Origin of the sequence: Orientia tsutsugamushi (genome assembly GCF_900327275.1) — a bacterium.
Taxonomy (GTDB): Bacteria; Pseudomonadota; Alphaproteobacteria; order Rickettsiales; family Rickettsiaceae; genus Orientia; species Orientia tsutsugamushi.
The window spans coordinates 202,720-214,703 of the sequence record NZ_LS398548.1 but is presented as its reverse complement, the minus strand read 5'-3'; the positions used below and the strand labels follow the sequence as shown (position 1 = coordinate 214,703).

Below are 11,984 nucleotides of genomic sequence, written 5' to 3'. Positions count from 1 at the left end.
AATGTTAAAATAATTATCACCATGCAATTAATCAGCAAAACTACTTTTCAAATTATACGAAACATACTTTCAAGCAAATACGGAAAAGAATATGCTGATATAGTATTGCACTGGGATAAAATCGTTGGCCCAAAACTTCAAGGACAATCCTATCCATACAAAGTTATTTATCCAAAAAACTCTAATAATTGCACACTATATGTTAATGTTTATGACTCAGTTACAAATCTTGAACTTAATTTTCAGAGAGAAATAATTACTGAGAAAATTGCTATTTATTTGGGCTATAAATCTATAAAGAAGGTTATAATTAACTTAAAGCCCACTCTAAATACTAAAAATTAAGTATAAAACCCAAGTTTGATATAATAGAAAGATCAGAGGTTGGGCAAGAGAATCTAGACCAGGAAAGATAGCGTTAGTTAATGGTAATCATATTGAACTGAACAATCTATTAGGCAGGCACGTATTTTTTGATCAATTTGGTTTTTTTAAGTATGAAGTTTAAAATACAAGCTATGCTAGCCATAATAAAGGAGAAAACACTGTACTTAAAATTAGCGAAGTAAGCCACCTATTAAAAACATATAACGTATATTGGAAGTTACATAATATGGTAACTCAATATACTACTAGATTCAACTTAAAAGAAGAATATTTTATATGAAAAGTTGGAAATTACAGCAATTAGAACAAGATGAAGAAAAGTTAATTTCTATTAACTTCTACACTTTATAGAACCTACAATAATAAACATTAATATTATGTGGTAATTATGCCTTCAATATCATTAAAGTTAACAAATATGTTACTAAGAAAAATAAAAATTCCAAATGAAGGAACATCAATCATCATTAGACCTCTTTCGAAACTGGTTAAGGTAGTTCAAAATTATAAATGCCAGAGATCAAATTAAATCTAAGACAGAATCTTTTACGTCTATTTGGATATTTGTCAGCAATAATTTTGAACTACCTTAACCAGTTTCGAAAGAGGTCTAATGATACATGTGAACTGTCACTTAAACTAAAAATATCATGAACAAGAAGAAAAACATGGTTTTTTGAAAAAAAAATTTAGAAAAGAAGGGCTAAAACTAAAGATATGGCCATATCCAGATTTATCTATTAAAGAAGTTAGAAAAAAAAGCAAGAGAATTAAAGACACTAATTGTGAACGGAATAGATCCAAGGGAAGTAAAACGTCAACAATATATGGAAGAAAATTAGAAGCGTATAAAAGAAAGAGAAAGAAAAGCTAAAGAAATTACATTAGAAGAGCTGCATAACAAGTATAAGTATATTGAAGAGTATAGCAAAGTATATACTATAAACTGGAAGTGGAGTACTGCAAGAATATAGAATTATGCATAAGCATTATATGCAAAAAAGATAAGCAAGATTCAAATGAATGATATTGAACAAATATTTAATGATATAAGTAAAGAGCAGAAATATGCGACAGCAAATCTATTTCTAGTAAACTTAGGAACTATATTTAATAAGGCAAAAAAATGGAGATTAATAGAAAACAATCCTACTCTGGTGATAGATAAGCATAAAATGCAAGCAGATGACTTACAGGAAAGTTATTAGCTTTTTGAGGATAAGCTGAATGTTGGTCAACGAAGAGTTAGGCGACGCTCAATAGAACTAAGAGATGCAGGTTTTATTGAAGTTAAAAATAGGACAATAATTAAAGATAATTTTAAGTTACGTTATGATTTATGTTCAAGATAAACTTTAAGTCAAGGATTTATAAAATTACAAATTTCAATTGAAGAATCATGGACATCAATTTCAGCTTCTATTCAGAATAAAAACTCTATTCATGGCATCAGTAGCGGATTGTTTGATCTTGATTCAAAGCTTGGAGGATTTAAAAATTTTGACCTGATAATATAGCTAAACTAGTATAAAACAGTTATATTATATTTTTTCCGAAAAGCGTGTTTATATAGTGATATTTTATTCTTCTTAATTTAGCTTAAAGCAATTTTTTAAATATAACATAACTGTTTTATACTAGTTTAGCTATACTAATTACTTTTTTATTACATCTCATTACTATGAAGTTTTGCTATATTATACCTCTTTCTAAACTAGTTAAGGTAGTTCAAAATTATAAATGCCAGAGATCAAATTAAATCTAAGACCGAATCTTTTACATCTATTTCGATATTTATCAGCAATAATTTTGAAGCGTTTTAGCATACCAATAACGTTTTCATTGACAACTCTTTCTCCTGCTAACCTACGATTATTTTTTTTATCATTTTTAGTTAAAGGATTTTTCTTGCTTTTTTTCTTTGGTAATTCAGAATTATTGTGAATTTTTTGTATACCTTGATACCCTGTAATTGAAACAGTAATCGCGTTAACCTTACGATGAATAAGAATTTTGGATTCCTTAAATAATCTAAAGTTATGTTTTTTACCGTTAGAAAAATCTGTACATATTACTTGTATGTTTGGTTGTCTACCACTATTTGAGTTTTTAGTGTATGCCTTTTCTTCTTTCCTGAATAGTAGAATTTTTGTTTTTTTGGGTCTTTCTATATGACTCTCGGTAGAATCAATTAAGACTACTTCATAATTCATATCACTCTTCATTAGAGCTTTGCGACCTGGAAGAGCAAAGTTTAGGTGTTTAACTAGAATATCTTCTACCCATTTAACAGCTTTATAACGCCAGATTAGGATAAGTGGAAATATGAAATGTAGAGAATAAGAGGTATACAAAGAGAGAATGTCGAGTTATAAAAAAATTTTAAATAAACAAGGAATAACCCAACATGAAAAAATGTATTATAACAGTATACTATTTAATAGACAATTTTTGTAAGATATATCAAGAGTGTGAGAGAAAGAGATTAATACCAAGTAGTATAATCAAAGGAACAGAGATGGGAAGTTGTCCTTAGCTAAGTTATTTTAACAATAGCGATATATTTTTATTTATCTCCATACAAGAAGGATTGTAAAAATTATTATCTATATTAGACCTCTTTCTAAACTGGTTAAGGTAGTTCAAAATTATTGCTGACAAATATCGAAATAGACGTAAAAGATTCGGTCTTAGATTTAATTTGATCTCTAGCATTTATAATTTTGAACTACCTTAACCAGTTTAGAAAGAGGTCTAATGCAAGGACTATTGTTAAAAATGAGCAGACAAATATGCAGACAAAATATAAGGTATAAAACTTATCTCATAAGAAAGATAACGTATATCATACAGTCAAAAATTCAAGAATATTTAACCATTAATTAATGAAGTTGTCATAAAAAATCTATGTTTAAAAACTATATGCAAGTATACTTTTTAATAATAGCTCTCTAGTAATTGGTAATTTTTTTTTTATTAGTATATACTTATTAAAAAAATACGCTGTTAAGTTAAATGCGGCTTGAATTTCATAAATATCCTCTGGTTCGCAATTATTCTGAACTAAAAATTTAGGTAATAATAACAATTTGTGCTTATATGGCTCTCCAACAGCTGCAGATATAGCTTGCCCTGACTTAGGTGAAACATAAATTAAATTTTGCGTACAGTTAGTAACACCGCACCTATCTAAGTTGAGTCGATATCCTGCCTCTTTTAAAATTAAAAGCTCAAAATTAATATAATTTTTAACGTTAATATTACCAACATTGATTAATTCAAGATTTTCCACCCATTTTTCAAATAAATTAGCGTGTAACTCTCTTTCTTTAAACGACATTAAAGTTAATTCAATTAAGCTGTGAGTATAAAGTAGATTACGTTTATTAGACATAATCAAATAGGAGTAAGATTTTACTAGCTCACAGTTTATAGTACCTAAATGCTCATCTAAGCGCGCACTCCAGCAAAAATCTACTATATTACCTATTTGGTATATGATTGTATTTTTTTTACTATGTAAATCTTTTATAATTCCAGAATAAATTCCATATGATTGAGTTAATACTGTTACAATTGCTAAATTTTCTTTGATATTTCTTTTTTTTAGAATTATTGCTTTGTCTCTAAAATTCATAAAAAAAATTAGTAAATAATCAACTTATAGAAATCAAGTTTAATAAAAAAATTATAAAATTATATTTTTACCCAATTTGGTGCTTTTCTACCCTTCTCCCATCTTGCAAACCTTAACTTCTCATGTAAATAATATTCTCTATAAGCTTTAATAGCATCACTGCATTTATATTGTTCTGGCAATGCTTGTGCAAAATTTTGTATACAATCTGTTTGAAAAAGCAGTATATCTTTATTATTGTCGCACCAATTTATTACATTTTCTGACTTATGCTCTTTTTTATACCGGTAAGTATATTCTTTGCATAAAGCCTGTCCATGCTTTATTAACCAATCAAAATTTCCTTGTGATATTCTAGCCCATATAGAGCATGGGTGATTGCAGTGAGTAAGCTTATATGGGACTGTAATGGTATAGCTTTTAGTCCTAACTATAGAATCAGAATTATTTAATGCTACTAAAAATACACTACACAATAGCTGAGCAGTTTCTAGTGGCATCTTTACTATATGCTTATCACAAAGCATTTGGGCTGCAATATTGGGGTCTTGATGTAAGACAAAAATGTTCATTATATCTTTTTATTTTATTTTCTACTCTGCAACTAAATACCTATCAATAACTATTTTATTAACTATATAGTTATAAACTAACATTGCCTTATCTGTTAGTCTAATATTATTATTAGACATAACAATATATCCAGTATCTTGTAATTGATGTACATATTTCATGCTTAATGCTTGCTGAAAATTACATCCAGTTAATTCTAATAGTCTATCGTGCGATATTCCTGTTGATAGACGTAGACCCATTATTATGACTTCTTTAATAACGTCATCATCAGTTAAAGTATGTAAGTCTTGAATGCCATCACCACTAGCTAGTAGAATATCATTCAGCCATTTTTGAGGATTATATTGCATAGTTATTGCTTTAACCGACTTGCTATCACCATTAACTCCATTATTATAACATACAATGCGGCTATGTGCTCCTGGTCCTATTCCTAAATAGCTTCCATAATTCCAATAATTTAAGTTATGATAACATTCAGCTCCAATTTTACTATAATTTGAAATTTCATAACGACGATAACCAAGATCTTTCAAATAGTGGTTAGTATAGTTATAAAGTTTAGCAGCTGTTTCATCACTAGGCAGTGTAAACTTGCCTTTACGATAATCGCCAAAAAATTTAGTTCCTTTCTCAATTGTCAACTGATAAATGGAAACATGGCTACCAGCAATTAGCATTGCTTCTTGTAATTCTTGTTTCCATTCTTCAACTTCTTGCTCTGCTATAGCATAGATTAAATCAAATGAAAATTTTGGAAATATTGTTTTAGCTAAAGTAACAGCATGTTTTGCTGATTCTACATCATGAGTACGACCTAAAAATTTCAAGTTATTAAGCCGCAAAGACTGCACACCAATGGATACTCTATTTATACCAGCCAACCTAAATTGTTGAAACTTTTTAGCTTCTACGGATGTTGGATTAGCTTCAAGAGTAATTTCAACTGTGTCACTAAATTTTGCTAAACTAGAAAGCAAATTAAGAATACTTGCTACTAATTCTGGATCCATTAACGAAGGAGTTCCTCCGCCAAAAAATATAGACTTAATTATCTTACCTGTTAGCAAAGGTTCAAAATACTTAATTGATTTACGAAATGCTAGCTGCCAATCATTGAAATTAACTTTAGTAGCAACATGAGAGTTAAAATCACAATAAGGACATTTTGACAAACAAAAAGGCCAATGAATATAAACAGATATACTTTCATCAGCTAAATTACCAGGAAAAACCAAAATTTTACTTAATTTTTAAATCTTAATTTATATACTTTTATCCCTTAAACTATTAATTAAATAATCAAAACCTTTATCTCTAATAACATTTGTTATTTCAACAGAATGAGTGGTAATAAAACTTATTCCTTCAATTATTATATTTGCGATTTTATATTCCTGATCTAATTTCTTAACTAAAAAATCAACCTTTAATACTTGATTATTCTGCTGTATGATATCAGTTCTTACAATATAGCAAAGAGGTCCATTAGGAGATACCATTCTAATATTAATATTACCAATATTATAACTTGCAAGCATTCTACTACAGTATGTTAATATATAATTCTTACATATTTTATTAAACTCATCTATTTGATCATTAGACAGTTTAACTTTGTTTCTGCCTAACATTGAGCTTGCCATTGAGTTAAGATCAAATTTTTTCTCTAATAATGATCTTAACTGTATACGTTTATTTTCTTGTTGTGAAAATTGACCTTTTATTATAGAGACTGTTTCTTGCATTACACTATCGACATATTCTTTCACATCTTGTGTAGCATAAGCAGGAATAGCGCTACATAAAAAAAACAAGAAAATAATAATATTACGTTTTAGCTGTATCATAATCATTTCTTAGAAATTTTATTAGTTCGACATTTTTGAAAATAATCTGATGTTTGGTATGAAATATTTCTATATACAGAATAAGGATCTATTGAGTTTTTCATGACAAATTCAGCATTACCGAACAATTTAGCTCTTTTATGTACCATGTCAATGATTTTAACTCCTTTAGCAAATTTCTTATTAAATAGAATGTCTGTATTAATTAATTTGTCAGCATGAGTTTTATCAATAATGTACTGTAACGGGCTTAACTGAGAAAATGCTATATTACTGATATCTCTAAAATTCATACCACCAAAAATTGGTAAAATAATATACGGACCAGACTTAACACCATATCTAGCTAATGTACTGCTAAAATTTAGTGGTTGAGACTGCAAGCCAAAGTCTGCTGCAATATTATGTAAACCTCCAATACCTAAAATTGTATTTACTATAAATTGCCATACACTAACTATAGAATTCTTAAATTTAAATTGTAATACACTATTTATAACTGTAACTGGCACAGCAGTGTTGTTAATAAGATTTTCTACAGCCTCTTTTACATTATTGTTTGTTACTTTATAGTAACAGTTAGCTATTGGCCTTAAAAGAAGGTAATCAAGAAACAAGTTCAAATAAAAGATTTTTCTATTAATCCTTTCTAAAGGATCAAAAGCTTGTAAACAAATCTCTTCATTTATATCTAATATATCTGAGTAATGGCTATCTTGGACCTCTTTGATGTTTTCTGTATACTTATAGTTATCACTATTTTTAATAGATAAAGTATCAGCTTTTATCATTAAAGCAGTAGTACATGTAATGATTATAGCAACTATAATACGCATTATTAATTTTTATTATTGACTACATTAATTGATAACAAATAGCAAAGTACTTTAGATATCTATTTTCTAAGTATTAGAATGCTATACGATAAATTTTGATCTGGTATTTTTATCTCCCTTGCCCTTACTAAATTGAATTGGCCTTGCTCATTAAAATTCTGCAAATTTTTTTCCACATCGCATACATTATAAGAAAACCATAAATATTGTAAATCAAAAACTGTATTACTTCTGTTAGCAGGTAATACTATACCAAGATATCCTCCTGGTAATAATACTTGGTATAGTGTTGTTATTATTGAATTAATATCAATGCTATAGGTAATACTAGCAAAAGCAATAACAATATTAAATTGCTCTTTTGTAGAATTTTGCTCAATAAAATCTTGTGGCCATAATGACATAACTTGATCATAGATCTGATGATTTGCATTAACAATTTCATTTAGCCTATCATAGCAATCTACTCCTATAAGCGTAAACTCTTTAACAATCATTTCACAGATAGTATGTCCAATAATGCCATTTCCACAACCATAATCTAGTATTTTGCAGTCTTGCGGTAACTCCTCTACTACTTCCAGTAAGGTATAAACAAATTCTTTTGCAACATTGATATCTTTTCCAATAAATCTTGAATTATAATATTCAAAAGTAATATTTTTATATATGCTCCAGATTTGTCTTGGTACTGAATGTAATGTGTAATGGTTTTCTAAAATATTTCGTAATTCAGTTATATCTTGTTGATTTACCAATTTTGCATGTTGCAATGATTTGTTATAATTTCCCTTGATTAAATATGCAAATGACAACCAATAGTTTGCTTGATCTGAACATTTTTTTAATAACATCAATACTATCTTGAACCTTATAATAGCTTCATTGTAATTGCCATTTTGAAGATGGTATATACCTAGGTCAACATTAGTAGCTCCCAGATTTTTAAATTTGCTTTTTACTTCCAGAATATGTTGTTTAGCTAAAGCTACTTTTTGAGCTATATAAGATGGCAACAAAGTAATGAACAAATAAACTTCTTTAAGTTTGTTAGCATTATTTATAAAGATATTTCTTACTGTTTTAATAATCGACATATGTTTTTTGATTTAAATAATGTATACTTAATATAATAATTATTATTTGGCAGCATATGTAATTTAATAATTTATAGCTTTAAATATTACAATTATGTAGTTAATTTATGTCACTTATTACTCATAGAATCAATCGTATAAAAAGTTCTCCAACATTAGCAGTTGCAAAAAAGGCATCTGAACTTCGGCAACAAGGTAAAAATATAATTTCCTTAAGTGTAGGCGAGTTAAATTTTGATACTCCTGATAACATTAAAGCTCAAGCTATTAAAGCTATAAATCACGGTATGACAAAATACACTAATGTTGATGGCATGCCAGAATTAAAACAAGCAGTAAAAAACAAATTCAAGACTGAAAATAATCTTGATTATCAACTAGATGAGCTAATAGTTAGCTCTGGAGCTAAGCAAGTTATTTTTAATGCTCTATTAGCTACTTTGGATATAGGAGATGAAGTTATTATTCCAACACCATACTGGGTGTCATATCCTGATATTGTATCTCTAACTGGCGCTACTAGTAAATTTATTTATTGTCATGAAAGCTCTAATTTTAAAATTACTCCAGCACAACTTAGTAATGCTATTACTGATAAAACTAAATGGCTATTACTAAATTCACCTAATAATCCTACCGGTGCCATTTATACAATTGAAGAGTTAAAATTATTAGCAGAAATACTTAGCATACATAAAAATATACACATAATGTGTGATGATATTTATGAGCATATTATATTTGATAACAATAAATTTTATACTTTAGCAGCTATAGCTCCAAGTTTAAAGGAAAGAATATTTATTGTTAATGGAGTTTCAAAAGCATATGCAATGACTGGGTGGCGCATTGGTTATGGAGCTGGCAATAGCGAAATTATTAAAGCAATGATTAAAATTCAGTCCCATAGTACTTCTAATCCTTGTTCTATTAGTCAAGTTGCAGCAATTGAAGCATTAACAGGTAGTCAGAGTCATATTCAAGATAATATTACAATTTTACAAAAAAACCGAGATTTAGCCTTTAATATTCTCAATAATACCATTGGGCTTAAGTGCCATAAACCAACAGGAACATTTTATCTTTTTGTTTCTTGTCAAGAACTTTTACATAAAGTTACCTCTACTGGTCAAAAAATAAACACAAGTAATGACTTTGCTTGCTACTTGCTTGAAGAGGCAGAAGTATCAGTAGTACCTGGCGAAGCTTTTGGTATAAATGGATACTTTAGATTATCTTATGCAGTAGATACAACAGAACTAAATATTGCATGTCTGCAAATCAAAAAAGCTTGCGAGCAGTTGATATAGTAAGTTTGTCATATAATTTACATAAGTAGACAAAACAGAATCTACAAAATCTTAACTTGATATTGTGAAGTATTCCAAGAACTATATGCCTACAAATATATCTCATTATCAGGATAGCAACGTCAATAATCACGAATAACATGATGTAATATGTTGAATGGGCTAAAGTAGTTTACAGAAGGTTTTACAGATTATTATGCAGATAAAATTAACTACTATTATTCTGGTAATTTTCAAAAATTCATTGGTAACTATAACAAGAAGCTATACTTATACTTTTCCTCCCCCTTTTCAAATTTAACTGATAAAGATATTAGACTTCTTTTGAAACTAGAGAATGATGTAGAATAGTGTTATAAAGATCTGATTTGAGGTAATAATGAAATTCGATCAGATTAAAGAGTTAAAAGATGAAAAATTTCGTCGATTAACAGGAGTAAGGAAGGAAACATTTTCAAAGATGGTGGGATATTTTAAGTAAAGCTGATGGTCTTTATCAAAAGGCGGGCGTACAAATAAGCTCAATTTGGAGGAACAGTTGCTGATGGTGTTAGAATACCTTAGAGAATAGACATATTTTGAAACTGGTTAAGGTAGTTCAAAATTATAAATGCCAGAGATCAAATTAAATCTAACACTGAATCTTTTACGTCTATTTCGATATTTATCGGCAATAATTTTGAACCGTTTTAGCATAGCAATAACGTTTTCATTCACAACCCTTTCTCCTGCTAACCTAGGATTATTTTTTTTATCATTACATATTACTTGGCGCGTTTTCTTGTCTAGCACTATTTGAGTTTTTAGTGTATGCCTTTTCTTCTTTCATGAATAATAGAATTTTTGTTTTTTTTAGGCCTTTCTATAGAACTCTCAGTAGCATCAATCAAGACTACTTCATAATTCATATCACTCTTCATTATAGCTTTACGACCTGGAAGAGCAAAATTTTGGTGTTTAACTAGGGTGTCTTATACCCATTTTACAGCTTTATATGCTGAACTTTCACTAATCCCATAGTTCTGACCTATATGGAAATAAGTACCGTATTCTCTAAGGTATTCTAACACCATCAGCAACTGTTCCTCCAAATTGAGCTTATTTTTACGCCCACCATTTAATTTCTTAATACCATCAGCTTTCTTCAAAATATTCACCATCTTTGAAAATGTTCCCTTACTTACTCCTTGTTAATCGACGAAATTTTTCATCTTTTAACTCTTTAATCTGATCGAATTTCATTATTACTTCAAATCACATATTTATAACACTATTCTACATCATTCTCTAGTTTTGAAAGAAATTTAATGAAGAGTGATATGAATTATGAAGTAGTCTTGATTGATGCTACTGAGGGTTCTATAGAAAGGCCTAAAAAAAAACAAAAATTCTATTATTCATGAAAGAAGAAAAGGCATACACTAAAAACTCAAATAAACGTTATTGCTATGCTAAAACAGTTCAAAACTATTGCTGATAAATATCGAAATAGACGTAAAAGATTCGGTCTTAGATTTAATTTGATCTCTGGCATTTATAATTTTGAACTACCTTAATCAGTTTCGAAAGAGGTCTAATATACTACTTCTTTCGCCATTAATGTCTTTAAATTCTTTTGCTTTTTTCTAGCTTCTCTAACAGATATAGTCATTTACAATGAGGTTTGAGCATAGAAAGAAGCTACGATAGATTCATATCTATCCAATTTAAATCTGAAGAATAAGGTAGCAAAAAAATAACTTTATAACCAACAGATTCTATTAATTTTTATCTCTTATTTCTTGCTTAAAACTCATTGTAAATAACTATAAATCTGGATATGGCACTATTTTTTCACTCATTTTGTCTAAATTTTTGTTCTAAATAATACTATAAAACAATTATAATAATAAGATATAATGAAAAAGTAATTAAGATGACATATTCTATAGATTTTAGGAAAAAAGTTTTAAACATACTGTATATAAGGGAAAGAGAGAAAATAAGTTTTGAATCAGAACCAAAACGTTTTAGGATAGAAAAGAATAAAGTATTTGTATGAAGTAAAAAAAAATATTGCAGTTAAAAAAACAGAAACAGAGATCCAACAAAAATCTCTATCAATAAACTAAAAGAAGATGTGAATCAATATAGTGACGCATATCAATATGAAAGAGCTGAATGGCTAGGAGCAAGTAAGTCTAGTATACAAAAAGCATTAAAGAGATTAAATATTACATACATCTTAACATCTTATTATTATAATTGCTTTATAGTAGTTTTGCTATAGTAGCCTAATCTTCCTCTTGCAA

Annotated in this window: 11 protein-coding genes and 8 pseudogenes; 10 read left to right on the top strand and 9 right to left on the bottom strand. The window is 28.4% G+C overall.

What is annotated here, in order from left to right:
- Window positions 1-21: 21 nt before the first annotated feature.
- Window positions 22-345: a DUF721 domain-containing protein gene (locus DK405_RS01120; RefSeq protein WP_012461709.1), complete on the top strand. Its 324-nt coding sequence runs from the start codon at window positions 22-24 to the stop codon at window positions 343-345.
- A gap of 530 nt (window positions 346-875) precedes the next feature.
- On the opposite strand, the pseudogene DK405_RS01110 reads toward DK405_RS01120, so the two are convergent.
- Window positions 876-971, bottom strand: a pseudogene (locus tag DK405_RS01110) (IS5/IS1182 family transposase); the annotation flags it as partial.
- A gap of 92 nt (window positions 972-1,063) precedes the next feature.
- Between DK405_RS01110 and DK405_RS12680 the strand changes: the two are divergent.
- From DK405_RS12680 to DK405_RS15580, 3 genes and pseudogenes are all read left to right on the top strand, one after another.
- On the top strand, window positions 1,064-1,261 hold the full coding sequence (locus tag DK405_RS12680; RefSeq protein ID WP_052691714.1) for a hypothetical protein: 198 nt from the start codon (window positions 1,064-1,066) through the stop codon (window positions 1,259-1,261).
- A gap of 145 nt (window positions 1,262-1,406) precedes the next feature.
- On the top strand, window positions 1,407-1,595 hold the full coding sequence (locus DK405_RS13260) for a hypothetical protein (RefSeq protein WP_045917946.1): 189 nt from the start codon (window positions 1,407-1,409) through the stop codon (window positions 1,593-1,595).
- Window positions 1,572-1,901, top strand: a pseudogene (locus DK405_RS15580) (hypothetical protein); the annotation flags it as partial. The gene DK405_RS13260 and the pseudogene DK405_RS15580, both read left to right, overlap by 24 nt.
- 204 nt (window positions 1,902-2,105) lie before the next feature.
- On the opposite strand, the gene DK405_RS01095 reads toward DK405_RS15580, so the two are convergent.
- Entirely contained in the window at window positions 2,106-2,612 is a 507-nt protein-coding gene (locus DK405_RS01095) for a transposase family protein (RefSeq protein ID WP_080946475.1), read from the bottom strand.
- A 182-nt stretch (window positions 2,613-2,794) separates the two neighbouring features.
- Here DK405_RS01095 and DK405_RS16010 point away from each other — a divergent pair.
- Both DK405_RS16010 and DK405_RS01085 read left to right on the top strand, forming a co-directional pair.
- A pseudogene (locus tag DK405_RS16010) lies at window positions 2,795-2,999 on the top strand (IS982 family transposase); the annotation flags it as partial.
- Between the two features lie 29 nt (window positions 3,000-3,028).
- Window positions 3,029-3,124, top strand: a pseudogene (locus DK405_RS01085) (IS5/IS1182 family transposase); the annotation flags it as partial.
- Window positions 3,125-3,298: 174 nt separating this feature from the next.
- On the opposite strand, the gene recO reads toward DK405_RS01085, so the two are convergent.
- The 6 genes from recO to DK405_RS01055 are packed head-to-tail and all read right to left on the bottom strand — an operon-like array spanning window position 3,299 to window position 8,383.
- Window positions 3,299-4,024 carry a DNA repair protein RecO gene (gene recO, locus DK405_RS01080; protein ID WP_045912818.1) on the bottom strand — a complete coding sequence of 242 codons (726 nt, stop codon included), beginning with the start codon at window positions 4,022-4,024 and terminating at the stop codon, window positions 3,299-3,301.
- 59 nt (window positions 4,025-4,083) lie between these two features.
- Complete coding sequence (locus DK405_RS01075; RefSeq protein WP_012461702.1) at window positions 4,084-4,596, bottom strand: pyrimidine dimer DNA glycosylase/endonuclease V; 513 nt, start codon at window positions 4,594-4,596, stop codon at window positions 4,084-4,086.
- Window positions 4,597-4,617: 21 nt separating this feature from the next.
- Complete coding sequence (hemW, locus tag DK405_RS01070) at window positions 4,618-5,838, bottom strand: radical SAM family heme chaperone HemW (RefSeq protein ID WP_045912817.1); 1,221 nt, start codon at window positions 5,836-5,838, stop codon at window positions 4,618-4,620.
- 27 nt (window positions 5,839-5,865) lie between these two features.
- Complete coding sequence (locus tag DK405_RS01065) at window positions 5,866-6,450, bottom strand: MlaC/ttg2D family ABC transporter substrate-binding protein (protein WP_231967549.1); 585 nt, start codon at window positions 6,448-6,450, stop codon at window positions 5,866-5,868.
- 2 nt (window positions 6,451-6,452) lie between these two features.
- Complete coding sequence (locus DK405_RS01060) at window positions 6,453-7,286, bottom strand: MlaA family lipoprotein (protein ID WP_045912815.1); 834 nt, start codon at window positions 7,284-7,286, stop codon at window positions 6,453-6,455.
- Window positions 7,287-7,345: 59 nt separating this feature from the next.
- The gene (locus tag DK405_RS01055) at window positions 7,346-8,383 is read right to left on the bottom strand and encodes a methyltransferase domain-containing protein (RefSeq protein WP_045912814.1); all 1,038 of its coding nucleotides are present in this window, start codon (window positions 8,381-8,383) and stop codon (window positions 7,346-7,348) included.
- Window positions 8,384-8,490: 107 nt separating this feature from the next.
- On the opposite strand from DK405_RS01055, the gene DK405_RS01050 reads away from it, so the two are divergent.
- Window positions 8,491-9,693 carry a pyridoxal phosphate-dependent aminotransferase gene (locus DK405_RS01050; protein WP_045912813.1) on the top strand — a complete coding sequence of 401 codons (1,203 nt, stop codon included), beginning with the start codon at window positions 8,491-8,493 and terminating at the stop codon, window positions 9,691-9,693.
- A gap of 379 nt (window positions 9,694-10,072) precedes the next feature.
- Window positions 10,073-10,261: pseudogene (locus DK405_RS01045) on the top strand (IS5/IS1182 family transposase); the annotation flags it as partial.
- 20 nt (window positions 10,262-10,281) lie between these two features.
- Here the strand turns inward: DK405_RS01045 and DK405_RS01040 are convergent.
- Window positions 10,282-10,935 (bottom strand): annotated as a pseudogene (locus DK405_RS01040) (transposase family protein).
- A gap of 62 nt (window positions 10,936-10,997) precedes the next feature.
- Here DK405_RS01040 and DK405_RS01035 point away from each other — a divergent pair.
- Both DK405_RS01035 and DK405_RS15575 read left to right on the top strand, forming a co-directional pair.
- Window positions 10,998-11,249: pseudogene (locus tag DK405_RS01035) on the top strand (hypothetical protein); the annotation flags it as partial.
- 524 nt (window positions 11,250-11,773) lie between these two features.
- A pseudogene (locus DK405_RS15575) lies at window positions 11,774-11,962 on the top strand (IS630 transposase-related protein); the annotation flags it as partial.
- Window positions 11,963-11,984 lie beyond the last annotated feature (22 nt).